Below are 25,456 nucleotides of genomic sequence, written 5' to 3'. Positions count from 1 at the left end.
GTGGCCCGCTGCCGCGGTGCCCTCGCCGTTGCGCCTGCGGCGGGCCTTGTCCGCTGCGCGGGGCTGTCGGGGTGCGGTGACGGGCCGGAGCGGGTGGGGGTTTCCGGACTGCTTCGCTTTACGTCCGGAAACCCCCACCCGCTCCGGCCCGTCCCCTCCCGTTGAGGGGTGGGAAGAAGGCCGGTGGGGGGGTGGGTGGTTCGGTGCCGCCGGTGGGTTGTGGGCAGAGAAGTGGCTGCTGTCCGGGGTCAGGCTGTTGGGCGTGTGATCGCGGCTGCTGTTGCGCACAGTTCTGGGAGGGTGCCGGCGAAGGTCGGGAGTAGTTGGAGAGCTACGGCCCAGGCTTCGGGGTCGGTGCCCAGGTGTTCGGCGGTCAGTGTGGCTGCTTGTGTGTGGAGTTGCTGGCGGTCGGGCTTTTGCTCTGCGGAGTTGAGGGCGTGGCGGAGGTGGGACAGGGCCCGGCGTGCGGGGGCGGCGTGGGTCAGGATGTCTTCCGGGGTGAGCGTGCCGTTCCGGAGGGCGAGTTGGGGCCAGGCGGTGCTGTAGCGGTCCACTTCCGGGGTGTTCGGCAGGAGGGCCAGCAGTAGTTCGCGTGGGCAGTCCGTGCGTTCCGCGAGGTCCTGGGCCGCGCCGGGGGCCAGGCTGCCGGAGCGGTACGCCGCGATCAGGTCAGGCCAGGGGAGCGGGATGCCCTCGCCGGTGAGTTTGTGCAGCTGGCTGCCGTCGTAGCCCGGCGCCTTGTTGAGGAACTCCAGCAGTTTCTCCGGGTCCTCCTCGGCGGCCAGGCGGGCGCGCAGCCGGTCCAGGCCGTCCGGGAGATCGAGGAGCTTCTCGGTCTGCCGGCGGAGGGTGACCGGGAGCCGGTCCAGCGCCAGGATCTCGCGGACCGCGTCGGGGCCGCCGCGCTGCCATACGGCCACCAGGAGCCGCAGCCGGGCCGCGGGTATCCGCAGCTTCAGCCGCCCGACGAGCGTGCGTGCCACGCCCAGGTCGCCGGAGTCCAGGCCGGCGATGAGCCAGTGACGGTAGTGGCCGAGGTTGGTCTCCCGCAGGACATGGAGCAGTTCGTCGGGTACGGGGCGGGTGCCGCCGCCGCGCAGCCGCCCGGCGAGCATCCGCACCCGTTCCTGCTGGTCGATGCGGCAGTGGAAGAACAGGTTGGCGTCCACCTGGGGTTCGTCGAGGTCGAAGAGGTACGCCAGCCTCTCGGGGGAGAGGGACGGGGTGGCGGCCTGGGCGGCCTGTGCCGCCACTCCGTGGGCGGCGATGACCGCCTCCCGAACGGCCGGCGCGGGATCGCCGTATACCAGGAGGTGCTGCACGGCGCGGGCGTCGAAGTGCGGGACGACGGCGATCTGGGCCTCTTCGGAAGCGCACTGGAACAGGTGCAGGAACGCGGCGCGGGACGCCTCGGGAGGAGTGGCCGGGAACACCGCCTCCAGGGGGCGTGGCCAGCTCGTGTTGCGCTTCTGGCGGGAGGCGGTCGAGGCGGCGTCGTCGATGAGCTCGGCGACGCTGCCCCGGGCCCGGCCCATCCGCGCGTAGCAGGTCAGCCAGTTGACCGGGTCCGTGCCGAGCCGGTCCAGCAGCCCGGCGAGGGCCTTACGGGTCGGCTCGTGGTCGTACGGCAGCGCGCTCAGCACCTCCACCGCCGGTGTCACCTCCGCCAGCAGGCGGTCCACCGGCAGCCGGCCCGTACGGAGACCGCGCCCGAGGGCGTCGTCGAAAGGCACCTTGCCGGCCGCCGCCTCGGGCCCCACCAGCGCCTCGAACGGCAGCTCGGCGGCGACCCGCGCGGTGGTCCAGGGGCCGGCGCGGAAGCACTCCATGACGAGGTCGTCCGGGCAGCCTTCCCACCGGGTGAGCTGCAACAGGCGGTTGCCGTTGTGGCGGCCGTAGCCGTGCGACGGCTCGGTCCCGAAGGGCAGGCGGGCGTGCTCGCGGCGGACCAGCTCCCAGTCCAGTGCGTCGGGCCGGGGACCCGGGTGGATGCCCTCACGGAGCATCATCAGGGCCCGCAGCGCGGCGGGGTCGGTCCATTCACCGGCCGGCCGCCGCTCCCTCAGGAAGGACTCCGGGTCGTCGTCGGCCGCGGCCTCCCGCATCAGGTCCAGCAGCTCCGGGCGCCCGAGGTCGAAGTCCTCGATCCGCTCGACACCGTCGACGACCGCCGACAGCACTTCATCGCCGACGAGTTGCACCAGGGCAATACAGGCGTCGAGGGCGACCGGCATCGGGAGGAACCGGGCCACCTGGACCAGGGTGAAGGAAATCAGCTGGGGGAACGGGCCGGTCAGGGCGGGAAGCAGCTCAATGCGGGTGGCCTCCTCCTGGAGCAGCGGGAGGAGACCGTCCTCGGCCTCCCAGCGCGGGTCCGTGGTGTCGGCGGCGCGCAGAATCGCCGGCAGCAGCTCCGGCAGGTCCCTCGCGCGCCTGGTCCGGTCCGCAGCGATGCGGTAGCGCGCCCGCCACACCGCGCGGGCGATCACCGGATCGCCGGTCTCCGCCGCCCGCAGCAAGAACGCCCCGGGATCGGCGTCCAGCGCGGCCCGCAGCGCCGTGCCGTCCGGCCCGGTCAGGGTCTCCACCATCTCCTCCGGCAGCCCGAACCGGTCGGACAGGGCGGCCAGCAGCTCCGGGCGCAGCCGCTCGGCGAGCGCATCGGCGGTGTCCGGCGCGGCGAGCCGCAGGGCCAGACGGAGCTGGGTGGCGGAGCGGTGGTTCACGTGCGGGAGTCCCTTCGCGGGGCGGGCGTGCGGCGGTCCGCGGAACGGCACCGGGCCCTTCCGCAGCACGAAGATCGTGGCACAGCCCACTGACAACGCGGCGGTGCGCCGGACGCACCCTCAGGGGCCGTCCGGCGCACCGCCGTTCACACTCGGAGGACCGGTCCGGCCGGCCGTCCCGTCAGATCAGCTCGGCCGCCAGCGTGATGTTCTTGACGCCCGCCAGCGCCTGGCTCACCGGGCAGTTGGCCTTGGCGTCCTGGGCCGCCGCCTGGAAGTCCTCCTCGGACAGGCCGGGGACGCGCGCCTTGACGGTCAGGGCGATGCCGGTGATGCCCTCGCCGGGCTGGAAGGTGACATCGGCCTGGGTGTCCAGGGCCTCGACGGTGTACCCCTTGCCGGCCAGGCCGTGCGAGAAGGCCATCGAGTAGCAGGAGGAGTGGGCCGCCGCGATCAGCTCCTCGGGGCTGGTGACGCCGTTGGGCTGCTCCGCGCGGGCGGGCCAGTTCACGTCGTACGTACCGACCTTGGAGGACTCCAGGGCGACGGTGCCCTTGCCCTCCAGGAGGTTGCCTTCCCAGTGGGTCTTGGCGGTGCGCGTGGTTGCCATGGTGCAGAACTCCCGGTTGTGGGCGAAAGGGATCACCGCCCAGCTTAATGACCCGGCGGCCCGGTGCCCGGCCGATCCGTGGGCGTGCCCGCCGCGGGGCCGGGCCCGGCCGATCCGCGGCCGCGCGGCGGGGGCCGGGTGGAGGCTCCGGTGCGGCCCGCCCGGTAGCATCCGAGGCCGTGCGCACCGTGCGCCGGACGGATGACCTGGGAGGAGCCACCCGTGGCGGGAGAACCGCAGGCCGACTGCCTGTTCTGCAAGATCGTGGCGAGGGAGGTGCCGGCGACCATCGTCCGGGAGACGGAGACCACGGTCGCCTTCCGCGACATCAACCCCCAGGCGCCGACCCATGTCCTGATCATCCCCAAGGTGCACTACCAGGACGCCGCGGCCCTCGCCGCCGCCGAGCCGCAGATCATCGCCGACATACTGCGGGAATCCCGGGAGGTCGCCGCCGAGGAGAAGGTGGAGGACCGGGGCTACCGGGTCGTCTTCAACACCGGCGCGGGCGCGGGCCAGACCGTCTTCCACGCCCACCTGCACGTGCTCGGCGGCCGCGGCCTCCAGTGGCCTCCCGGATAGCCGACCGTGTCCGTACGTGAATTGGTGGTCCTCGGCACCGCCAGCCAGGTCCCCACCCGGCACCGCAACCACAACGGCTATCTGCTGCGCTGGGACGGCCAGGGGCTGCTCTTCGACCCCGGCGAGGGCACCCAGCGCCAGATGCTGCGGGCCGGGGTCGCCGCGCACGACCTGAACCGGATCTGCATCACGCACTTCCACGGTGACCACTCGCTCGGCCTGGCCGGTGTGATCCAGCGGATCAACCTCGACCGGGTGCCGCACCCGGTCACCGCCCACTACCCGGCCAGCGGGCAGCACTTCTTCGACCGGCTGCGCTATGCCACCGCCTACCGGGAGACGGTCCGGCTGGTCCAGCGGCCGGTCGCCGTCGACGGTGAGCTGGAGCGCTCGCCGGCGTACGTCCTGGAGGCGCGCAAGCTCTCCCACCCGGTCGAGTCGTACGGCTACCGCCTCGTCGAACCGGACACCCGCAGGATGCTGCCGGACCGGCTGGCGGAGCACGGTATCGCCGGGCCGGACGTCGGGCGGCTCAAGCAGCTCGGCGAGCTGAACGGCGTCACCCTCGACGAGGTGAGCGAGTGGCGGCGGGGCCAGCGGTTCGCGTTCGTCATGGACACCCGGCTGTGCCCCGGCGTCCATGCGCTCGCCGAGGGGGCGGACATGCTCGTCATCGAGTCGACGTTCCTGGATGAGGACGTCCAGCTGGCCGTGGACCACGGTCATCTGACCGCCGGGCAGGCCGCGGAGGTGGCCGCACAGGCCGGCGTGCGGCATCTCGTGCTGACGCACTTCTCGCAGCGCTACGACGACCCCACGGAGTTCGAGCGGCAGGCCCGCGCGGCGGGGTACAGCGGCGAACTGACCATCGCCCGGGACCTGTCGCGGGTGCCGCTGCCCAAGCGGAGCTGAGGGCGGCGGGCCGGGGCGTGACGCCGCCCGGCCCGCCCGGTCCGGCCCCCGTGGGACCGGACCCGCGAGCCGCCGCCTACGGCAGGTAGTACATCGGGTTGGGCATCTTGAACGTCCGGTCCGCGGCACCGCCGCGCAGATCGCTGTACTGGTCCCCGAAGCTGGCGACGATGTTGAAGCCGAGGGACTCGATGTGCTTGCGGGTGCCCGACTTGTACTCGATCGTCGTGCAGGTGGAGCCGCAGGGCAGGTAGGCCGGCGGGTGCTCCTTGTCCTTCAGGTAGACGTGCCGCCGGTCCAGAGGCATGCCGTAACCGACGTTCTTGAGGTTGCGGACGCTCCAGGCGCGCTGCGCCTCCTTGCGGCCGGTGAGGAAGAAGACCTCGGCGCCCTTGTCGTGCGCCCAGTTGACCAGCCGGTCCATGCCGAAGACCGGGTCCATGTCGGTGTGGGCCAGGTACTTGTCCTGGCTCTCCTCGGTGAAGTGGAAGCCGACCTGGAGCTCGTAGTTGTAGGTGAGCAGGGTGGTGTCGTCGATGTCGAGCACGATGGCCGGCTTGGCCTTGCCCGTCCGGTCGTGCCGCGCGAGGGCCTTCGACAGATAGGTGCGGGCCTTGGCCTCGATGCCGCGGACCTGATGTGCGTAGTTGCTGCGCGGGGAGGCGTAGTGCTCGCCGTCCGCCGTCACCGTGTCGCCGTAGTACGCCTTGATCTTGTCCTGCACCTGCGTGAGGTTCGGGATCTCCTTGTCGGTGCGCGGTACGGAGTGTTCGGCGGTGGCCTGGCCGATGCCGAAGACGGCGGTGCCGGCGACGAGGGCGGCGACCGTGGTGGCGCCGAGGCGGGCCCTGCGGGAGAGGGCGGGGCGGAAACGGGCGGTACGGGGCATGCGCGGCTCCTCCGGGAGACATGAGCGGACCCCGTAGGTCTAACAGAGCCTCACATCCGTATCTACGCGCGCAGATTCAACCCTTGGTAAAAGCTGACCGCGGTGCGCGTATTGACGGTCACCGTGCGGGATCCCTAACCTCCCACTCCCTCTGTAGACGTCATCTACATATGAGAACAGCCCTCGGCCCGTAGGAGCTTCTGGATGACCGATGCCCGGCACGGCCTCACCATCACCGAGGTCCGGCTCACCCCGGTCCTGGTGGCCGATCCGCCGCTGCTGAACACGCAGGGCGTCCACCAGCCGTACACTCCACGGCTGATCATCGAGGTGGCCACCGAGGGCGGCGCCACCGGGCTCGGCGAGACCTACGGGGACACCGCTTACCTGGCCCTGGCCCAGCCGCTGGCCGGTGCGCTGACCGGCCGGTCGGTCACGGATCTGAACGGACTGCCCGAGCTGGCCGCCGAGGTGTGCGGCGACCCGCCGGCCGCGACCGGCGCCGGTGCCGTGCACGTCGGCGGGCTCCGCGGCGTGCGGACCGCCGGAAAACTGCGGCTCTCCGTCCTCTCCGGCTTCGAGGTCGCCTGCCTGGACGCCTGGGGCCGGACCACCGGACTCCCCGTACACGCCCTGCTCGGCGGCAAGGTCCGCGACCGCGTGGAGTTCAGCGCCTACCTCTTCTACCGCTGGGCCCAACACCCCGGCGGCCGCGGCGAACCCGACGACTGGGGCGCGGCGCTCGACCCCGCCGGTGTCGTCGCCCAGGCCCGCCGGTTCGCCGACACCCACGGCTTCACCTCCTTCAAACTCAAGGGCGGCGTCTTCCCGCCCGACGAGGAGATCGCCGCGGTCCGGGCGCTGGCCGCCGAGTTCCCCGGGCGGCCGCTGCGCCTGGACCCCAACGGCGCCTGGAGCGTGCCGACTTCCTGCCGGGTAGCGGACGAGCTGGCGGGCGTCCTGGAGTATCTGGAGGACCCGACGAGCGGCACGGCAGGGATGGCGGAGGTGGCGGCCGCCCTGCGCGGGGCGCGGCCGGGCGCCTCCGGACGGGCGGGCCTCCCGCTGGCCACGAACATGTGCGTGACGACCTTCGACGAGATCGCCGAGGCGTTCGCCCGGGACGCCGTCCAGATCGTGCTCGCCGACCACCACTACTGGGGCGGGTTGCGTCACACCCGGGAACTCGCCGCCGTCTGCCGCACCTTCGGCGTCGGCCTGTCCATGCACTCCAACACCCACCTGGGCATCACCCTCGCCGCGATGACCCAGGTCGCGGCGACCGTGCCGCACCTCGACCACGCCTGCGACAGCCACTACCCCTGGCAGACCGAGGACGTCCTCACCGAGCGGATCGGCTTCCGCGACGGCCGGGTGGACGTCAGCGACGCCCCCGGCCTCGGCATCACCCTCGACCGCGACCGGCTCGCCGCACTGCACCGCCGCTGGCTGGCCGACGACGGCGGACTGCGCGACCGCGATGACGCCGCCGCCATGCGGCACGCGGACCCCGGCTGGGTCACCCCCGCCACTCCGCGCTGGTGACCCCGGGGGCCCGCCCACGCGCCCGGCCGCCACCGGGGCCCGCCCCTGCTCCCGGCACCGTGGCCCGGCCCGGCCGCCCGGTGTCTCGCGGGGAGGGGCTTCAAGACGTCCTCCCCGGTGTTCCGGACGGTCCCGCAGAGCTACCCGGACGCCCGGATCGCGGCGCCCGCCCACAGAGATCACGAACCCGGCCGTGGTCCTGTGCGCGGTGGCCCGGCCCGCGTACGGTGAGGCACGGATCGGTGGCGGTGCGCCACAGTGGTCCCCGTAAGTGATCTTTGAAAGGGGCTGTCCCGATGGCACAGGAAGTGCGCGGCGTGATTGCGCCGGGGAAGAACGAACCGGTCCGGCTGGAGACCATCCTGGTGCCGGACCCGGGTCCCGGCGAGGCCGTGGTGAAGATCCGGACGTGCGGGGTGTGCCACACCGATCTGCACTACAAGCAGGGCGGCATCAACGACGACTTCCCGTTCCTGCTCGGGCACGAGGCGGCCGGCGTGGTGGAGTCGGTCGGCTCCGGCGTCACCGATGTGGCGCCCGGCGATTTCGTCATCCTCAACTGGCGGGCGGTGTGCGGCCAGTGCCGGGCGTGTCTGCGCGGCCGCCCCCAGTACTGCTTCGACACCCACAACGCCCGGCAGAAGATGACGCTGAAGGACGGCACGGAGCTGAGCCCCGCGCTGGGCATCGGCGCCTTCGCCGACAAGACGCTGGTCGCCGCCGGACAGTGCACCAAGGTCAACCCCGAGATCGCGCCCGCGGCGGCCGGTCTGCTGGGCTGCGGCGTGATGGCGGGCATGGGCGCCGCGCTCAACACCGGCGGCGTCGCCCGCGGCGACGCGGTCGCGGTCATCGGCTGCGGCGGGGTCGGCGACGCGGCCGTGATGGGCGCCAGGCTGGCCGGCGCGGCCAAGATCATCGCGGTGGACATCGACGACCGCAAGCTGGAGACCGCCCGCTCCATGGGCGCCACCCATACCGTCAACTCCCGCTCCAGCGACCCCGTCGAGGCGATCCGCGAGCTGACCGGCGGCTTCGGCGCGGACGTCGTCATCGAGGCGGTCGGCAACCCGGAGACCTACCGGCAGGCGTTCTACGCCCGTGACCTGGCCGGAACCGTCGTCCTGGTGGGCGTCCCCACCCCGGAGATGACCCTGGAACTCCCCCTCCTGGACATCTTCGGCCGCGGCGGCGCCCTCAAGTCCTCCTGGTACGGCGACTGTCTGCCCTCCCGCGACTTCCCGATGCTGGTCGATCTGCATCTCCAGGGCCGGATCGACCTGGGGGCGTTCGTCACCGAGACCATCGGCATCGAGGACGTCGAGCAGGCCTTCGCGCGGATGCACGCGGGCGACGTCCTGCGTTCGGTGGTGACCCTCTGATGGCGGCCCGCATCGACCACCTCGTCACCTCCGGCACCTTCTCCCTCGACGGCGGCACCTGGGACGTCGACAACAACGTCTGGATCGTCGGCGACGACGACGAGGCGATCGTCATCGACGCCGCCCATGACGCCGACGCCATCGTCGAGGCCCTCGGCGGCCGGACGCTGCGCGCCATCATCTGCACCCATGGGCACAACGACCACATCGACGCCGCCCCGGCGCTCGCCTCCCGCACCGGCGCCCGGATCCATCTGCACCCCGCCGACCTGCCGTTGTGGCAGATGACCCACCCGGACACCCCACCGGACGCGGAGCTGGCGGACGGCCAGGTGCTGACCATCGCCGGTACGGACCTGACCGTGCTGCACACCCCGGGCCACGCCCCCGGCGGGGTCTGCCTCCACGCGCCCGACCTGGGCACCGTCTTCACCGGCGACACCCTCTTCCAGGGTGGCCCCGGCGCCACCGGCCGGTCCTTCTCGGACTTCCCGACGATCGTCGCCTCGATCCGGGACCGGCTGCTGACCCTGCCCCCGGAGACGGAGGTCCGCACCGGACACGGCGATCCGACGACCATCGGGGCGGAGGCCCCGCACCTGGAGGAGTGGATCAAACGGGGCCACTAGAACGGCGGGCCCCAGAGCGCGTCCGCAGGGGTCGCGAAAAGTCCGCTGCCCCGGTGTGACACACCGGGGCAGCGGACTTTTGACGAGTGTCGGCGGGACGGGTCCTCGCCGGGGGGAGAGCGGTCAGCGGTTGAAAATGGGCATGATGGCCTTGCTGTCGTCGCACCACACCTCTCTGTGCGTTCTGAGCTGGTCGGGCTCAGAGAGCTGCCGGCTGATGTCCGGGCAGCGCCCAGGTGGTCAGCCGATGGGGTTCACGAAAGTGGCCGGGTGGGTGGCGCTGCGCTGGTCGACGAGCGTGCCCCAGGGCCACTTGATGGTGAGCGACTTGGTCTCGTTGGGCGGCGTGATGTCCGCGAAGGCGGGCTGGTAGAAGCCCTCTTCTTCCTTGGTCAGGGCGACGTTGATGGTGAAGTCGGTGCTGTCGCCGGGCGCCAGGGTGATCGAGCCGTGCTTGGCCGACGAGCGGGTCAGCGACCAGCGCTCGCCGCCGTTCTCGGACTTGAGGTCCACGCCCGGGAAGCCGCCGATCTTGCAGGTGCGGCTGCCCTTGTTGGTCAGCACGACACTGGTGGTCGTCGAGCCGCCCGCGTTCGGGTCCGGGGCCGCGTCCTCACCCGTGGCGAACGCCGCCTTCAGACCGGAGGTGTGACAGCGATCGACGCCCGAGCCGGACCCGCCACTGCCGGCGGCGTTCGTGCCGGGCTTCTTGGCCGCGGCGCCCGCCTTGGCGTCGGTCTTGGCGTCCGCCTTGCCACCGGATTCCGTCTGAGCGCCGGAGCCCTGCTCCTTGGCCGAGGAGCCCGTGCCGCTGGACTCGACGGCCGTGCCCGCGTCCGACTGGCCCGCGGGCTCCGTGTTGGCGTCCGAGCCGGAGCAGGCGGTCAGCGTCAGGCCGGCGGCCGCGGTCAGGGCCGCCACGGCGATCCGCAGGCTGCGGCGACGGACGGTGCGGGCAGTGGTGTTGGCGCTCATCTCGGGTCCCCCAGGACGGTTGGTGTGTCGCTGTTTCCTCGGTACGGCCACCACTCTGCTCGGGGGCACTAGCGCAAGGCTGCCGCCCCGCTAACGTCCGGCTAACACGGCGGTGAGCAGGGCAAATGCGACTGGGGCATCGCGAATGGGCGGGCTGGGGAGGGTAGTTGGCGACGGGGCGGACGGGCGCTCAGGCGTCAGGCGGACCGGTGAAGATGCCTTAGGGGAGGGGCGAACACTTCCCGTAGGGGGTGCGGGCGCCCCCTCGGGGCCACAACGTGGCGGGGGTGGAGGGTATTCCGCGATCCGCGCGCGCCCTCATGAAGGGTATTCCGGGGGCCCGCCCGCACCCCCCAATTCGATACACTGTTCGAGCTGCATGGCGCCGGACCAGTGTCATGTCGAGCCGTCAATTCCTGTCCGTGATCGGACAGTTCGACTCAACTTCTTCTGGGGGAATGCACATCATGCGCGGAGTAAGCCGCTCGCTGGCCCTGGCCTTCACCACGGTCGCCGTTGCCGGGATCACGTTCGCCGGGGTCGCGCCGGCCGGTGCGGTGTCTGCCGGCGCCGCTGCCGTGAGCGGGCGCAACTGCGAAAAGGAGTACCTGGCGCCCGCCCGCAAGGCCGAGCGCCAGACTGACGAGTATCAGCTGGCCATCGCCAAGGAGCAGGCCAAGGCCCACCCGGACACGGCGAAGATCAGGCGGTACGACGCAATGGCGTCGGAGTCGGCCCACAAGGCCGGCGTCCTCCGGGAGGAATACAAGCGGTGCACCAACTCCTGAGGTCTGCCCGGCCGTTCGGGTAACCCCTTCGGCTCCGGTCGTCGGCGGGGGAGGGGCAGGGGCCGTCCCTATCCCTCCCCGGCCGCCCGCCGCAGGATGCGGGCGGCCACCGTCGGGGAGTCCACCAGCGGGTGCAGGGCCAGGGCCCGTAGTGCCGCGGTCCGGTCCTTGAACAGGGCGGCCTCCACGGTTGCCCGTTCCACCGCCTTGACCTGCAACATCAGGCCCAACTGGTCCTCTCGCAGCGGTGCGCAGGGCAGTGGCCGGGCGCCCTGTGCGGTCACCTCGCACACCGTCTCCACGATCGCGTCCGGCGCCAGCTGCGGCACGGTCGTCCCGTTGCGGACATTGAGGATCAGCCGGGTGCCGCTGCCGCCCAGAATGCCGTGCATCAGCGCCAGCGCCACCCGGTCGTAGCCGCCGCCCTCCAGATCGTGGCTGTCGCGCTGCCAGCCGCCACTGGCCTCCCGGCTGTGCGCCATATACGTCTCCTCGCGCTCCAGCCGGGTCCGCTCCCACAGGGCGTACACCGCGTCCGGGCCGCCGGCCGCCGCGGCCCGCTCGAAGAAGCCGCCCTGCTGCTGGTCGAGGAACTCGCCGCGGGTCTCCCGGGTGTCCCGTACGGAGTCGAGGGTCTCGCGGCGGAAGTAGTAGTAGTGCAGATACTCGTTCGGGAGCGCGCCCAGGGTCCGCAGCCAGTCCCCGCCGAAAAGCCTGCCCTCCTCGAAGGAGCCCAGCGCGTCCTCGTCGGCGAGCAGCCCCGGCAGCAGATCCGTGCCGTCCAGCGTCAACGAGCGCAGCCAGCCGAGGTGGTTGAGCCCCACATAGTCGTAACCGGCCCGGTCCGGGTCCGCACCGGCCGCCCGCGCCGCGCGGCGCACCAGCCCCACCGGCGAATCGCAGATCCCGATGACGCGGTCGCCGAGCACCTGGGACATCGCCTCGGTGACCATGCCCGCGGGGTTGGTGAAGTTGATGACCCAGGCCTCCGGGGCGAGCGCCGCGACCCGCTCGGCGATGTGCAGCGCCACCGGGATCGTCCGCAGGCCGTAGAGGACACCGCCCGCGCCGACCGTCTCCTGGCCGAGCACGCCCTCGGACAGCGGGATGCGTTCGTCCCGCACCCGGCCCGCCGTGCCGCCCACCCGGATCGCCGAGAAGACGAAGCCGGCGCCGGCCAGCGCCTCGTCCAGGCCCTCCGCGACCCGTACGGGCACCGGCGCCGGATGCCCCTGCGCCAGCCGCGCCAGGACCTCGGCGATCACCGCCACCCGGCGCGGATCGGTGTCGTGCAGCACCACCTCGGAGACGGCGCGCCCCGGGTCGTCCAGCAGGGCGCGGTAGACCAGCGGCACCCGGAAACCGCCCCCGCCCAGAATCGTGAGCCTCATGGGGCGGAACGTACCGCAGCATCAGGCACACTGGCGGCACGTGCAGATACGAGAGGGGAGAGCACGGTGAGCAGCCGACGCGATGACCTTCCGCCCGCGGGCGCGGCCGCCGTGCCCGCGGCCCTCGACCCGCTGGCCGGTGTGCGCGCCGACGGCGATCCGCGCACCGACGTCTACCTCACCGGCTCGGTCTTCCTGGACATCATCTTCACCGGTCTGGACTCCGCCCCGGTCCGCGGCACCGAGTCCTGGGCCCGCGGGATGGGCTCCAGCCCCGGCGGCGTCGCCAACATGGCCACCGCCCTGGCCCGGCTCGGGCTGCGCACCTCGCTCGCCGCGGCCTTCGGCGACGACCACTACGGCGAGTACTGCTGGGAGGCGCTCGAACAGGGCGAGGGCATCGACCTGGCCTTGTCCCGCACCGTCCCCGGCTGGCACTCCCCGGTCACCGTCTCCATGGCGTACGAGGGCGAGCGCACGATGGTCTCGCACGGCCACGAGGCGCCGCCGCCCGATTTCGCCTTCGACGGCAAGCACGCCCCCGGCTGCCCGCCGCCGTCCCGCGCCTGCATCGCCTCGCTGGTCCCGGGCCGGCGGGAGGCCTGGCTGGGCTGCGCGGCGGGCCGCGGCAGCCGCATCTTCGCGGACGTGGGCTGGGACGACAGCGGCCGCTGGGACCCCGCCGACCTCGCCGACCTGGAGCACTGCGAGGCGTTCCTGCCCAACGCCGAGGAGGCGATGCGCTACACCCGGACGGACTGCCCGCGCGCCGCCGCCCGCAAGCTCGCCGACCGGGTGCCGCTCGCGGTGGTCACGCTGGGTTCGCAGGGCGCCTACGCGGTGGACGGCCGGACCGGCGAGAGCGCCGAGGTGCCCGCGATCGCCGTGGAGGCGCTGGACCCGACCGGCGCCGGCGATGTCTTCGTCGCCGGATTCGTCACCGGCACCCTCGCCGACTGGCCGCTCACCGACCGGCTCGCCTTCGCGGGGCTGTCCGCCGCGCTGTCCGTGCAGGAATTCGGCGGTTCGCTGTCCGCGCCGGGCTGGGCGGAGATCGCCGCCTGGTGGCAGCAGGTGCGGGCCTATGAGGCGGGCGCACCGGGCGTGCTGCGCCGCCAGTACGCCTTCCTGGACGAGGTGCTGCCCGCGGCCTACCGGCCCGCGCCGCTGGCCCGCGCCGTCCCCACCATCGGCTTCCGCCCCCCGGCCTGAGCCGCCGCGGCGCAGGTCCGGCGCGGTCGGCCGCCGCCCCGGGAAAACGGGCGGGGTGCCCGCGCCGCCCGCCCCGGCGGGAAAAGCCCTCGGGCCTGTCAGTGCTCCGTCGTACTCTTGTATCCCAAGGAGTCGAGTGCAGGCAGGCACCTCTTATTAGCAAAGGATGGGGGTTGAGCAGGCCACCGAGCCGCCTTATGACTCAGACACCCACGCAACCGCAGGCGCGCGCCCAGTTCACCGTCCCGGCCAAGCACCCGATGGTGACGGTCCTGGGATCCGGTGACTCCCTTCTGCGCGTGATCGAAAAGGCCTTCCCGGCGACCGACATCCACGTCCGGGGCAATGAGGTCAGCGCTGTCGGTGACGCCCGGGAAGTGGCTCTCATCCAGCGCCTCTTCGACGAGATGATGCTGGTGCTCCGCACCGGACAACCGATGACGGAGGACGCAGTGGAACGGTCCATCGCCATGCTGCGCGCGGCGGAGGACGGCGAGGGCGCGGTGAGCGAGACACCCGCCGAGGTGCTCACGCAGAACATCCTCTCCAACCGCGGCCGGACGATCCGGCCCAAGACCCTCAACCAGAAGCGCTATGTCGACGCCATCGACGAGCACACCGTCGTCTTCGGCATCGGCCCGGCGGGCACCGGCAAGACCTACCTCGCCATGGCGAAGGCCGTCCAGGCGCTCCAGGCCAAGCAGGTCAACCGCATCATCCTGACCCGCCCCGCGGTCGAGGCCGGTGAGCGGCTCGGCTTCCTGCCCGGCACGCTCTACGAGAAGATCGACCCCTATCTGCGCCCGCTCTACGACGCGCTGCACGACATGCTCGACCCCGACTCCATCCCGCGCCTGATGGCCGCCGGGACGATCGAGGTCGCGCCGCTGGCGTACATGCGCGGCCGGACCCTGAATGACGCCTTCATCATTCTCGACGAGGCGCAGAACACGAACCCCGAGCAGATGAAGATGTTCCTCACCCGCCTGGGCTTCGACTCGAAGATCGTCATCACCGGCGATGTCACCCAGGTCGACCTCCCGGGCGGCACGAAGAGCGGTCTGCGCCAGGTCCGGGACATCCTGGACGGCGTCGACGATGTGCATTTCTCCCTGCTCACCAGCAAGGACGTGGTCCGGCACAAGCTCGTCGGCCGTATCGTCGACGCCTACGAGAAGTACGACAGCCGCAACGGCACGTGAGCCCGCCGGCCGGCCACCCGGCCGGCCGGGGTGCACGACCCGCGGTCCCAGCAACCATCGGGCCGGGCCCGAGAAGCGAGAAGCAACCCTCCCCATGTCCATCGACGTCAACAACGAGTCCGGCACCGAGATCGACGAGCAGGCCATCCTGGATGTCGCCCGCTATGCCGTCGCCCGGATGCGCATCCACCCGCTCTCCGAGCTGTCCGTGATCGTCGTCGACGCCGAGGCCATGGAGCAGCTCCATATCCAGTGGATGGACCTGCCGGGGCCGACCGATGTCATGTCCTTCCCCATGGACGAGCTGCGTCCGCCGGCCAAGGACGACGAGGAGCCCCCGCAGGGCCTCCTCGGTGACATCGTGCTCTGCCCGGAGGTCGCCAAGAAGCAGGGCGAGGAGGCGCCGACCGGGCACAGCATGGACGAGGAGCTCCAGCTGCTCACCGTCCACGGGGTGCTCCACCTCCTCGGCTACGACCACGAGGAGCCGGACGAGAAGGCCGAGATGTTCGGTCTCCAGGCGGCGATCGTTGACGGCTGGCGTGCCGAGCGGGGCCTGACCGGCCCCTCTCCGGCCCCCACCGTGACCTGACGGGACAGCCGATGACCACCCAGCTGATCGCGGTCGCGGTCCTGCTCGTCGTGATCGCCTGGCTCGCCGCCTGCGCGGAGGCCGGGCTGGCCCGGACGACCAGCTTCCGGGCCGAGGAAGCCGTCCGCTCCGGCCGCCGCGGCAGCGCCAGGCTCGCCGCCGTCGCCGCCGACCCCACCCGCTATCTCAATGTCGCCCTGCTGGTGCGGGTCGGCTGCGAGATGGCCGCCGGGGTCCTGGTGACCTACGCCTGTCTGCGTTCCTTCGACGCGACCTGGGAGGCGCTGACCGTCGCCATCGCCGTGATGGTGCTGGTCTCCTATGTCGCCGTCGGCGTCTCACCGCGGACGATCGGCCGCCAGCACCCGCTGAACACCGCGACCGCCGCCGCCTACGTCCTGCTGCCGCTGGCCCGCATCATGGGCCCCATCCCGCAGCTGCTGATCCTCCTCGGCAACGCCCTGACCCCCGGCAAGGGCTTCCGCAAGGGCCCGTTCGCCTCCGAGGCCGAGCTGCGCTCCCTGGTGGACCTCGCGGAGAAGGAGTCGCTGATCGAGGACGAGGAGCGCCGGATGGTGCACTCCGTCTTCCAGCTCGGCGACACCCTCGTCCGTGAGGTGATGGTGCCGCGTACGGATCTGGTGGCCGTCGAGCGGTTCAAGACCATCCGCCAGGCGCTGACCCTCGCCCTGCGCTCCGGCTTCTCCCGTATCCCGGTGACCGGTGAGAACGAGGACGACATCGTCGGCGTCGTCTACCTCAAGGACCTGGCCCGCAAGGTCCACATCAGCCGCGACGCCGAGTCCGAGCTGGTCTCCACGGCCATGCGCCCCGCCGTTTTCGTTCCCGACACCAAGAATGCCGGTGATCTGCTGCGGGAAATGCAGCAGGACCGCAATCATGTCGCGGTGGTGATCGATGAATACGGCGGCACCGCCGGTATTGTCACCATCGAGGACATTCTGGAAGAGATCGTCGGCGAGATCACCGATGAATACGACCGGGAACTGCCGCCCGTCGAGGATCTCGGCGACGGCCGCTATCGCGTCACCTCCCGGCTGGACATCGGCGACCTCGGTGAGCTGTACGGCCTGGCCGAGCTGGACGACGAGGACGTCGAAACCGTCGGCGGACTGCTCGCCAAGCTCCTCGGCCGGGTCCCGATCGCCGGTGCCACTGCCGAGGTCGACCTCTCCGGTGACGCCTCCGACCCGGCGCTGAAGGCGCTGCGGCTGACCGCGGAATCCCCGGCCGGCCGCCGCAACAAGATCATTACGGTGCTGTGCGAGCCGGTACGGACGGCGGGCGCGAGCGCCGCCGAGGAATCGGCGGCGGGCGGCCGCACCGCCGGCTGAACATCCGCGGAATTCGCCGCGTAATTCCTGGTGCTGCCGGGAATAAATCCCGCTGCCGCACGCCGCGCGGCTACTTATCTCCAGTGCAGCAGAAATGTTCTGCAAGCCATATCCGGGGAAGCTGGATTCCGCGGCAGGCGCCATGGAAGGATCTTCGAGCGGTCGCCGACGCGTGACCGCAATGCGTGAGAAATCCTGTAGCGCAGGTTGCCCCGGCGACGGGGGACCGGGGCAACCACCTTCTTCCTCAGCCGCGGCGCGCCGGACGCACCGTCCGCAGCCCGGCCGCCACCAGCAGCGCGACCACCGCGAGCAGCGCCGCGTCCAGGCCCAGCGCCAGCTTGATGCCGCCGAGAGTGGCCTGGGCGAAGCCTATGCCGTCCGCCCGCAGTCCGGCGATATGCGCCGAGGCGACCGCGCTCAGCAGCGGAATGCCGAGGGTGATGCCCACCTGCTGCGAACTGGTGACCAGCCCGGTGGCCAGACCCTGTTCGGCGTCCGGCACCCCGGCGGTCGCGGTCACGCCGTACGAGATGATCGCCCACAGATGGCCGAGGCTGCCGAGGGCCACCCCGGTCAGGGCCAGCCACAGACCGCTGCCGGTGCCCAGCCCCAGCAGCGCGGCCGTGAAACCCGCCTGGATCAGCAGCCCGGCCGGCAGGGTGCGGTGGGCACCGAACCGGCCGATGACCTTCGGGGCGACGAGGCCGGCGCACGCCGAGACCACACCCTGCACCCCGAACACCAGGCCCGTGTGGAAGGGGGACAGCCGCAGCACTTCCTGGAGGTAGAGCGTCAGCAGGAAGACGACCGTGCTCATCATCGCGAAGGTCGTCAGGCCCGCCAGATTGCCCCAGGCGACGGTCCGGCGGCGCAGCATCGGCAGCGACACCAGCGGCTGCGCGGCCCGCGACTCCACCACCACGAACGCGGCCAGCAGCCCCACCCCCGCGAGCAGCGTCACCAGCACGTCCGGGCGGCCGAAGCCCTGCTCGGCGGCGGTCGACAGGGCGTAGATCAGCGACAGCAGCCCGCCGGTGACGGTCACCGCGCCGGGCACGTCGATCCGCGGCCGCTCGGGATGCCGCGACTCGGTCAGCAGCAGCGGCGCGCCCACCAGGACGGCCACCCCGGCCACGGACAGCAGGCCCATGGTGGAGCGCCAGCCCAGCGCATCGGTCAGCACCCCGCCCAGCACCATGCCGATGGTGAAGCCCATCGAGAGCACGGTGCCGCTGATGCCCAGTGCGCGTGCACGCTGCGGGCCCTCGGCGAAGGTGGTGGTGAGCAGCGACATCCCGGTGGGCACGATGACCGCCGCGCCCAGGCCCTGAAGCGCCCGCCCGGCCAGGAAGACCGCCGGGGACCAGGCCAGCGCGGCCAGCACCGAGGCCGCGGTGAACAGCCCGAGCCCGATGAGGAACAGCCGGCGCCGCCCGAAGAGATCGGCGATCCGGCCGGACAGCAGCAGGAAACCGCCCGAGGGCAGGGCGAACGCGGTGACCGCCCACTGGAGATCGGCCTGGTCCATCCCCAGGTCCCGGCCGAGCACCGGAAGCGCCACATTCAGGATGGAGAAGTCCAGCGCGATGATGAACTGCGCGCCGCACAGGAGCAGCAGGATCAGCTGGGCGCGCCGGGTCATCCGCGCGGCGGCGGGCGCGGCGTGCGGGGCGGCGACGGGCGCGGGGGCGGCGCCCGTCGGTGTATCGGGAGCAACGGTGCTGTCGGTTATCGGCATAGGACGAGGCTGCGGCCCCGGAACACCGCGTGGGGAGCGGGAACTTATCGTGGTGTCCGCACCACCAGCCACGCCGAACAGGGGGAGAACGTGGCCACGAACGCAGCCAACCCGGACACCGCGCGCCGCCGCCAGGACCTGCGCGACTTCCTCCGCAGCCGTCGCGCCCGGGTCACCCCCGCCGAGGCGGGACTGCCCGACGGCGGCCGCCGCCGCACCCCGGGCCTGCGCCGCGAGGAGGTCGCCGTGCTCGCCGGGGTCGGCGCGTCCTGGTACCAGTGGCTGGAGCAGGGCCGGGACATCACCGTCTCGCCGCAGGTGCTGGACTCGGTCGCCCGGGTCCTGCGGCTCAGCGGCGCCGAGCGCCGGCATCTGTACGTCCTCGCCGGGCTGAACCCGCCGCTGCGGCAGGACGCCGAGGAGCTGGGCCGCACCGATGTGTCCGCGGGCCTCCAGCGGCTGATCGACGCCTGGATGCCGTCCCCGGCGCACATCATGGACCCGTACTGGAACATCGTCTCCTACAACGACGCGGCGGGGCTGGTGCTCGGCCACGGCCGCCCCGGGGTCTCGCCGAACTGCCTGATCGCTTTCTTCACCGACCCCGTCTACCGTGCGCGGGCGGCGAGCTGGGAGGAGAACGCCCCCTCGGTGGTGGCGGAGTACCGCGCCGCGTGGTCGGCGCGGCCCGGCGACGAGGGCTTCGACGAGGTGGTCGGCGAGGCCACCGCGTGCAGCGAGGAGTTCGCCGCGCTGTGGGGGCGCGGCGATGTGCAGGACGGCGGCCAGCGGCAGAAGGAGTTGCACCATCCGCTGGTCGGGGCGCTGTTCTTCGAGGTCACCCAGCTGCGGCTGCCGGCCCGTCCCGATCTCAATGTCGTGCTGCACAATCCGCTTCCGGAGACGGACACCGCGGACAAGATGGCGTGGCTCACCTCTCCGGAGGGCCGGCGCGGCGGGATGTCCTCGGTCGCGGGCTGACGGCCCGGGGCGGCCCGGGGGAGCGCGGCCCGGGGCGGGCGCCCGTTGAGCGGACCGGCCCGGCGCCCCTTGCCACGGTCCTTCCACCGCCCCGCATATGCTCGCCCGTATGAGCGAAGCCGCACCGCTGGACCCCGAAGACCGCAAGATCATCACGCTCGCGCGCTCGGCGCGGGCCCGTAACGGCGTGCCCGAGGGCGCCGCCGTCCGCGACGAGACCGGCCGCACCTATGTCGCCGGCACCGTCGCCCTGGACTCGCTACAGCTCAGCGCGCTCCGGACCGCCGTCGCGATGGCCGTCGCCAGCGGGGCCACGTCCCTGGAAGCCGCGGCCGTGGTCACCGACGCCGAGCACGCCAGCGACGCCGACCGCGCGGCCGTACGGGACCTCGGCGGCCCCGATACGCCGGTGCTGCTCGCGGGCCTCGACGGCACTCTGCGCAGCACCGTCCCGGCGGGCGGGACCCCGGCCTGAGCCGGCCGGCCGTACGACGGCGCACGGGGCGGCCCGCCGGCAGCGGAGGGCCGCCCCGCGCCGTTCCCGCCCCCCGCCGGCCGTCTCCGGACCGGGATGGTCGGAGGCGCGCCCGGGATCGGGGAGAATGGGCGCCATGAGCGTTCGTACCGAGTCCTCCGCCGCGCACCGTGCGGGCTTCGCCTGCTTCGTCGGCCGTCCCAATGCCGGCAAGTCGACCCTGACGAACGCGCTCGTCGGCACGAAGGTGGCCATCACCTCCAACCGCCCGCAGACCACCCGCCACACGGTCCGCGGCATCGTGCACCGCCCCGAGGCCCAGCTGGTCCTCGTCGACACCCCCGGCCTGCACAAGCCGCGCACGCTGCTGGGCGAGCGGCTGAACGATGTCGTGCGCACCACCTGGTCCGAGGTCGATGTGATCGGCTTCTGTCTGCCCGCCGACCAGAAGATCGGCCCCGGCGACCGCTACATCGCCGGTGAGCTGGCCGACATCAAGAAGACCCCCAAGGTCGCCATCGTCACCAAGACCGACCTGGTCGACTCCAAGGCACTGGCCGCCCAGCTGATCGCCATCGACCAGCTCGGCAAGGAACTGGGCATCGAATGGGCCGAGATCATCCCGGTCTCGGCGGTCGGTGACACCCAGGTGTCCCTCCTCGCCGACCTGCTGGTTCCGATGCTCCCGGAGAGCCCGCCGCTCTACCCCGAGGGCGACCTCACCGACGAGCCCGAGCAGGTCATGGTCGCCGAGCTGATCCGCGAGGCGGCGCTGGAAGGCGTCCGCGACGAGCTGCCGCACTCCATCGCGGTGGTCGTCGAGGAGATGCTGCCGCGGGAGGACCGCCCGGCCGACAAGCCGCTCCTCGACATCCACGCCAATGTCTACATCGAGCGCCCCAGCCAGAAGGGCATCATCATCGGCCCCAAGGGCAAGCGCCTGAAGGAGGTCGGCATGAAGTCCCGCAAGCACATCGAGGCGCTGCTGGGCACGCCCGTCTTCCTGGATCTGCACGTCAAGGTCGCCAAGGACTGGCAGCGCGACCCGAAGCAGCTGCGCAAGCTGGGCTTCTGAGGCCACTCCGGCCCGGGGGCCCGGCCGACGGCCCTGCGCCACGCACCGGGTCCGGCGCCCCGGCTCCTAGGCCAGGGCCCCTACGCCACGCCCCGGATCCGCCGCACCAGCAACGCCCCCAGCAGCCCGATCCCCGCCGCGACGCCGTACAGCACCCGGTAGCCGCCGAGGTGCTGCACGATCGGCGCGGCCAGCACCGGGGCGGCCACCTGCGGCAGCGCGTTGGCGATATTGATGACGCCCAGGTCCTTGCCGCGGTCCGCGGCGGCCGGCAGCACCTGCGTCATCAGCGCGAAGTCGACGGAGGTGAAGACGCCGAAGCCGACCCCCAGCAGCGCCGCGGCACCCAGCGCCCCCGGCCAGGTCTGCCACCCGGCCAGCAGCCCGGTCGCCACCGTCATGATCACCCCCGCCCCCAGCACGAACGGCTGCCGGCGCCCGATCCGGTCCGACCAGAAGCCCGCGACGACGACCGTGCCGAGCAGGGTCACCGCGTTGACGGCGGTGAGCACCAGCACCCCGCCGTCCGGATCCGGCCGGTGCAGCACATCCCGCAGGTAATACAGCAGGTACAGCAGGGCCAGCGCATTGCCGAGGTTGATCAGGAACCGGGTCAGCCAGGCCCACGCCAGATCGGGGTGGCGGCGCGGGCTGATCCGGAACCCGGCGAGCAGGGCCCGCAGGCGCAGCGCCGGACGCCGCCCGGCCGGCAGCGCCGGGTCCCGGTGCAGCAGTACGTACGGGAGAGCGCCCAGCACCGTGAAGCCGGCACAGGCGAGATAGCCCGCGACCACCCCGCCCGCGACTGTCGCCAGCCCCGTCCCGGCCACCACCCCGAGGATTTGCGCGGCCCCCAGCCAGCCGCCCACCGCCCCGCGCCGGCCGTGCGGCACCTGGTCGGGCACCGCCGCCGTGATCGCCGCGAACGCCGCGTTGAGGGTGAGCTGCACCAGACACCACCCCAGCGCCATCCCTGCCACCGTGCCCGCCCCGGCCAGCAGCACCAGCGCCCCGGCCCCGCCCAGCACCCCCGCGAGGACCCACGGGGTGCGCCGCCCGAACCGCGAGGCCGTACGGTCCGACAGCGCCCCGAACAGCGGGTTGGTCACCATCGAGACGACGGCCCCGGCGCCCGTCACCCACGCCAGTACCGACTCCTTCGCGGTGCCCGGCGGCGCGAGCTCCGCGGCCTGGAGGGCGAGCAGGATCTGGAGCGGCCCGTACCAGCCGACCCAGATCGCCCCGTTGGCCAGCGACAGGGCGGCGGTCCATCCGCGTCCGGCCCGCTCCGTCGGCTCCGTGAGCGCCTCCGGAGCGGCGGGGCGGCTCATCCCCGGGCCTGCTCCCGGAGGGCGTCACGCAGCCAGCGGAACGACGCCTTGGGCGTCCGCGCCAGCGTCGCGTAGTCGACGTGCACCAGCCCGAAGCGCCGCGCGTACCCCTCCGCCCATTCGAAGTTGTCCATCAGCGACCACACGAAGTAGCCCCGGACGTCCACCCCGGCCGCCATGGCCTGGTGCAGCGCCCGCAGATGCCCGTCCAGGAACGCGATCCGCTCGCCGTCCTCGATGCCCTCGTACGAGCACCCGTTCTCGGTGATCACGACCGGCGGCAGCCGGTCGCCGTACCGCTCCTGGAACGACACCAGCAGCTCGGTCAGCGCCTCCGGCACCACCGGCCAGCCGAAGTCGGTCCGCGGGTACCCCTCGATCTCCTGGGGCGCGAAGGGCAGTTCGGGCGGCAGCCGGATCCCGCCGAAGTCGCCCGCCGCCGCCCCCTCGGCCCCCGGGGCGCCCACCAGCGTCGGCTGGTAGTAGTTGATCCCGTACCAGTCCAGCGGCTGCGCGATGACCTTCAGATCGTCGGCGACCGGCCCCGGCAGCAGGGCCGCCAGCTCCTCGTCGGGATACCGCCCCAGCAGCACCGGCTCCGCGAACAGCCGGTTGAGCAGCAGGTCGTAGAGATCGGCCGCCGCGGTGTCCGCCTCCGACGCGCTCGCCGTCCAGGTCGGCCCGTGCGAATTGGCGATCCCGATGCTCGCCGCCCCGCGGGCCCGCAGCGCCTGTACGGCGAGGCCGTGCCCCAGCAGCTGGTGATGGGCCGCCGGCAGCGCCTCGAACAGCAGCTGCCGCCCCGGCGCGTGCTGCCCCAGCCCGTAGCCCAGCAAGGTCAGTTCGGCCGGTTCGTTGAGCGTGATCCACCGCTCGACCCGGTCCCCGAGCCGCTCCGCCACCACGTCCGCGTACGCCGCGAACTTCTCGGCGGTCTCCCGGACGAGCCACCCGCCGCCCTCCTCCAGCGCCTGCGGAGTGTCCCAGTGGAACAGCGTCGGCACCGGTGCGACCCCCGCCGCCAGCAGCGCGTCCACCAGCCGGTCGTAGAAGTCCAGTCCGGCCTGGCTGACCGCCCCGCTCCCGTCCGGCACCACCCGCGGCCAGGCCACCGAGAAGCGGTACGCCCCGACCCCGAGCTCCTTCAGCAGCGCCACGTCCTCGGGGTACCGGCGGTAGTGATCGGTCGCCACCCGCGGATCCGACCCGTCCTTGATCCGCCCCGCCTCCGCCGCGAACACATCCCACGCGGACCGCCCCCGCCCCCCTTCCGCCACCGCCCCCTCGATCTGCGCGGCGGACGTGGACACCCCCCACACGAAGTCACGGGGGAAGCGGGGCAGGGCAGCGGGCACCGGCTCGGTCATCATGGACCGGATCTTTGTTACCGCCGGTAACGGTGTCAAGGGGGCGGTGCAGTACGGGAGTTGAGGGGCGGCAGGTGCGACCCCGCGCAGGCTCCCGCGGCGGCGCTAGGCGCCTTCCTTCATCACCTTCGTGATCAGGGAGCGCTGTTCCTTGGTGAGGCGCGGGTCGGAGCAGTAGACCGTCCGGCCGTCGACCGTGATCTGGTAGCTGAAGCCGTCCGGGACCCCTACGGGGGGTTCGGTGCGGGCGGTGGCGACGGCCTCTTTGGCCAGGTCCTGCCAGTCATCGGCGTCGGGGCGGCCCGAGGTGTCGATCTCGGCGCGGCGGTCGACGCCCGCGAAGCCTCCGGTGCGATGGACATGAATGCGCATAACGGACTCCTCCGACGTGTTCGACGGACTCCTACCCCGTAAGGCCACGGTAATCGTGCGCGGGGCGGAAGGCGCTGCCGAAATCCTTCCGCCCCGCGCACCGTGCCGCTACTTCGTGGTGATGCCGACCTGGGTCCAGGCCTTGACCATCGCCTCGTGCTCGGCGCCGGCGCCGAAGCGGGCCTGGGCGGCCTTGATCGTGAGGGCGGCGAAGTCGGCGAAGGTGGCGGTGTGGGTGAGTTCGCCGCCGGTCAGCACGTCGTACCAGACCTGTCCGGCGCGTTCCCAGGCCTTGCCGCCGATGGCGGTGGCGGCCAGGTAGAAGGCGTGGTTGGGGATGCCGGAGTTGATGTGCACGCCGCCGTTGTCGTCGGTCGTCTTGACGTAGTCCTTCATGGCGGCGGGCTGCGGGTCCTTGCCGAGGACGTCGTCGTCGTAGGCGGTGCCCGGGGCCTTCATCGAGCGCAGGGCGGTGCCGGTGACGTTCGGGCCGAGCAGGTCGGCGCCGATCAGCCAGTCGGCCTGGTCGGCGGTGTGGCCGAGGGCGTACTGCTTGATCAGCACGCCGAAGACATCGGAGACCGACTCGTTGAGGGCGCCGGACTGGCCCTGGTAGTCGAGGTTGGCGGTGTACTGGGTGACCCCGTGGGTGAGCTCGTGGCCGATCACGTCGACGGGGATGGTGAAGTCCTTGAACAGGTCGTTGTCCCCGTCGCCGAAGACCATCCGCTCGCCGTCCCAGAAGGCGTTGTCGTACCGCCGGCCGTAGTGGACGGTCGCATTGAGCGGCAGGCCGGCGCCGTCGATGGACTTACGGCCGTAGACCTTGAGGTAGAGCTCGAAGGTGGCACCCAGACCGGCGTGGGCGCGGTTGACGGAGGCGTCCTTGGAGGGACCGTCGGACTCGCTGCGGACCTTCTTGCCCGGCAGGTCCTCGTGGTGCCGGGCGTCGTAGATGGTGCGGTTCGGCTTGTCGGCGTCGGCGCCGGGCTCGCCGGGGGTGAGGCCGCCGCGGGCGGCGATCGCGCGGCGCTCGGTGCGCGCCGCGTGGTCGTGCTCCAGGGTGCGGCGGGCCGGCTCGTGCCGTTCCGGGTCGTCGGACTGGGCCAGGTTGTCGAGGATGTGCGGCGGGATGATCGTGCAGAAGACGGGCGTGTGGCCGGTGGCGGGATCTGGCTGCGCGTCGTTGAGGTCCATGCACAAACGGTGGCACTGTGTAATGCGGCTGTCACTGCTTGCGTCCAAGATTCCCGTAAAAGTGTGGCTGGTCGCATTTAAGCCATCACGTCCGTCCGGTCCCGCATACTGATACGCGACCGCCGGA

At 72.2% G+C, this 25,456-nt stretch carries 23 protein-coding genes; 13 read left to right on the top strand and 10 right to left on the bottom strand.

The window, feature by feature from the left end; genetic code table 11:
• Positions 1–248: 248 nt before the first annotated feature.
• Together CP981_RS13125 and CP981_RS13120 are read right to left on the bottom strand one after the other, a co-directional pair.
• Positions 249–2,726 carry a formyl transferase gene (locus tag CP981_RS13125; protein WP_143659080.1) on the bottom strand — a complete coding sequence of 826 codons (2,478 nt, stop codon included), beginning with the start codon at positions 2,724–2,726 and terminating at the stop codon, positions 249–251.
• 181 nt (positions 2,727–2,907) lie between these two features.
• Positions 2,908–3,336, bottom strand: a complete 429-nt coding sequence (locus CP981_RS13120; protein ID WP_042155497.1) for an OsmC family protein — start codon at positions 3,334–3,336, stop codon at positions 2,908–2,910.
• Positions 3,337–3,558: 222 nt separating this feature from the next.
• On the opposite strand from CP981_RS13120, the gene CP981_RS13115 reads away from it, so the two are divergent.
• Positions 3,559–3,918: a histidine triad nucleotide-binding protein gene (locus tag CP981_RS13115; protein WP_018088205.1), complete on the top strand. Its 360-nt coding sequence runs from the start codon at positions 3,559–3,561 to the stop codon at positions 3,916–3,918.
• A gap of 6 nt (positions 3,919–3,924) precedes the next feature.
• The gene (locus CP981_RS13110; protein ID WP_085928434.1) at positions 3,925–4,830 is read left to right on the top strand and encodes a ribonuclease Z; all 906 of its coding nucleotides are present in this window, start codon (positions 3,925–3,927) and stop codon (positions 4,828–4,830) included.
• 76 nt (positions 4,831–4,906) lie between these two features.
• Here the strand turns inward: CP981_RS13110 and CP981_RS13105 are convergent, their stop codons facing one another.
• Positions 4,907–5,719 (bottom strand): HAD family acid phosphatase, encoded by an 813-nt coding sequence (locus tag CP981_RS13105; RefSeq protein WP_085928433.1) that lies wholly within the window; start codon positions 5,717–5,719, stop codon positions 4,907–4,909.
• A gap of 204 nt (positions 5,720–5,923) precedes the next feature.
• Here CP981_RS13105 and CP981_RS13100 point away from each other — a divergent pair, with 204 nt between their 5' ends.
• From CP981_RS13100 to CP981_RS13090, 3 genes are all read left to right on the top strand, one after another.
• Positions 5,924–7,264, top strand: coding sequence for an enolase C-terminal domain-like protein (locus CP981_RS13100; RefSeq protein ID WP_085928432.1), 1,341 nt, complete (start codon positions 5,924–5,926; stop codon positions 7,262–7,264).
• A gap of 296 nt (positions 7,265–7,560) precedes the next feature.
• Complete coding sequence (locus tag CP981_RS13095) at positions 7,561–8,646, top strand: S-(hydroxymethyl)mycothiol dehydrogenase (RefSeq protein WP_085928431.1); 1,086 nt, start codon at positions 7,561–7,563, stop codon at positions 8,644–8,646.
• Complete coding sequence (locus CP981_RS13090; RefSeq protein WP_085928430.1) at positions 8,646–9,275, top strand: MBL fold metallo-hydrolase; 630 nt, start codon at positions 8,646–8,648, stop codon at positions 9,273–9,275. The genes CP981_RS13095 and CP981_RS13090 overlap by 1 nt, the downstream gene beginning before the upstream one ends.
• Before the next feature lie 240 nt (positions 9,276–9,515).
• Here the strand turns inward: CP981_RS13090 and CP981_RS13085 are convergent, their stop codons facing one another.
• Positions 9,516–10,250, bottom strand: a complete 735-nt coding sequence (locus tag CP981_RS13085; RefSeq protein ID WP_085928429.1) for a DUF4232 domain-containing protein — start codon at positions 10,248–10,250, stop codon at positions 9,516–9,518.
• A 467-nt stretch (positions 10,251–10,717) separates the two neighbouring features.
• On the opposite strand from CP981_RS13085, the gene CP981_RS13080 reads away from it, so the two are divergent.
• A complete protein-coding gene (locus CP981_RS13080; protein WP_167536091.1) occupies positions 10,718–11,038 on the top strand; it encodes a hypothetical protein in 321 nt (106 codons plus the stop codon).
• 68 nt (positions 11,039–11,106) lie between these two features.
• Here CP981_RS13080 and CP981_RS13075 read toward each other — a convergent pair whose 3' ends face one another.
• Positions 11,107–12,429, bottom strand: a complete 1,323-nt coding sequence (locus CP981_RS13075; protein WP_107429575.1) for a 6-phospho-beta-glucosidase — start codon at positions 12,427–12,429, stop codon at positions 11,107–11,109.
• A 66-nt stretch (positions 12,430–12,495) separates the two neighbouring features.
• Here CP981_RS13075 and CP981_RS13070 point away from each other — a divergent pair, with 66 nt between their 5' ends.
• The 4 genes from CP981_RS13070 to CP981_RS13055 all read left to right on the top strand — a co-directional run bounded on the left by CP981_RS13070 (position 12,496) and on the right by CP981_RS13055 (position 16,790).
• Positions 12,496–13,641: a carbohydrate kinase family protein gene (locus tag CP981_RS13070; RefSeq protein ID WP_085927057.1), complete on the top strand. Its 1,146-nt coding sequence runs from the start codon at positions 12,496–12,498 to the stop codon at positions 13,639–13,641.
• Positions 13,642–13,838: 197 nt separating this feature from the next.
• Entirely contained in the window at positions 13,839–14,843 is a 1,005-nt protein-coding gene (locus CP981_RS13065; RefSeq protein WP_085927058.1) for a PhoH family protein, read from the top strand.
• 94 nt (positions 14,844–14,937) lie between these two features.
• A complete protein-coding gene (gene ybeY, locus CP981_RS13060; RefSeq protein WP_085927059.1) occupies positions 14,938–15,435 on the top strand; it encodes an rRNA maturation RNase YbeY in 498 nt (165 codons plus the stop codon).
• 11 nt (positions 15,436–15,446) lie between these two features.
• Positions 15,447–16,790: a hemolysin family protein gene (locus CP981_RS13055; RefSeq protein WP_085927060.1), complete on the top strand. Its 1,344-nt coding sequence runs from the start codon at positions 15,447–15,449 to the stop codon at positions 16,788–16,790.
• A gap of 247 nt (positions 16,791–17,037) precedes the next feature.
• Here CP981_RS13055 and CP981_RS13050 read toward each other — a convergent pair whose 3' ends face one another.
• The gene (locus CP981_RS13050) at positions 17,038–18,531 is read right to left on the bottom strand and encodes an MFS transporter (protein ID WP_085927061.1); all 1,494 of its coding nucleotides are present in this window, start codon (positions 18,529–18,531) and stop codon (positions 17,038–17,040) included.
• 90 nt (positions 18,532–18,621) lie between these two features.
• Here CP981_RS13050 and CP981_RS13045 point away from each other — a divergent pair, with 90 nt between their 5' ends.
• From CP981_RS13045 to era, 3 genes are all read left to right on the top strand, one after another.
• The gene (locus tag CP981_RS13045) at positions 18,622–19,512 is read left to right on the top strand and encodes a helix-turn-helix transcriptional regulator (protein WP_085927062.1); all 891 of its coding nucleotides are present in this window, start codon (positions 18,622–18,624) and stop codon (positions 19,510–19,512) included.
• Positions 19,513–19,621: 109 nt separating this feature from the next.
• Positions 19,622–19,987 carry a cytidine/deoxycytidylate deaminase family protein gene (locus tag CP981_RS13040; RefSeq protein ID WP_085927102.1) on the top strand — a complete coding sequence of 122 codons (366 nt, stop codon included), beginning with the start codon at positions 19,622–19,624 and terminating at the stop codon, positions 19,985–19,987.
• 127 nt (positions 19,988–20,114) lie between these two features.
• Positions 20,115–21,062 carry a GTPase Era gene (era, locus tag CP981_RS13035; protein ID WP_018088190.1) on the top strand — a complete coding sequence of 316 codons (948 nt, stop codon included), beginning with the start codon at positions 20,115–20,117 and terminating at the stop codon, positions 21,060–21,062.
• 80 nt (positions 21,063–21,142) lie between these two features.
• Here the strand turns inward: era and CP981_RS13030 are convergent, their stop codons facing one another.
• The 4 genes from CP981_RS13030 to CP981_RS13015 all read right to left on the bottom strand — a co-directional run bounded on the left by CP981_RS13030 (position 21,143) and on the right by CP981_RS13015 (position 25,329).
• The gene (locus tag CP981_RS13030) at positions 21,143–22,393 is read right to left on the bottom strand and encodes an MFS transporter (RefSeq protein ID WP_085927063.1); all 1,251 of its coding nucleotides are present in this window, start codon (positions 22,391–22,393) and stop codon (positions 21,143–21,145) included.
• Complete coding sequence (locus tag CP981_RS13025) at positions 22,390–23,763, bottom strand: GH1 family beta-glucosidase (protein ID WP_085927064.1); 1,374 nt, start codon at positions 23,761–23,763, stop codon at positions 22,390–22,392. The genes CP981_RS13030 and CP981_RS13025 overlap by 4 nt, the downstream gene beginning before the upstream one ends.
• A 102-nt stretch (positions 23,764–23,865) precedes the next feature.
• The gene (locus CP981_RS13020; protein WP_018088185.1) at positions 23,866–24,132 is read right to left on the bottom strand and encodes a protealysin inhibitor emfourin; all 267 of its coding nucleotides are present in this window, start codon (positions 24,130–24,132) and stop codon (positions 23,866–23,868) included.
• Between the two features lie 108 nt (positions 24,133–24,240).
• Positions 24,241–25,329 carry a M4 family metallopeptidase gene (locus CP981_RS13015; RefSeq protein ID WP_085927065.1) on the bottom strand — a complete coding sequence of 363 codons (1,089 nt, stop codon included), beginning with the start codon at positions 25,327–25,329 and terminating at the stop codon, positions 24,241–24,243.
• Between the last annotated feature and the right edge of the window lie 127 nt (positions 25,330–25,456).

Source organism: Streptomyces platensis (assembly GCF_008704855.1).
In the GTDB taxonomy this organism is placed as follows: Bacteria; Actinomycetota; Actinomycetes; order Streptomycetales; family Streptomycetaceae; genus Streptomyces; species Streptomyces platensis.
The sequence above is the reverse complement of the archived record's forward strand: the minus strand, read 5'-3'. Positions and strand labels throughout refer to the sequence as shown.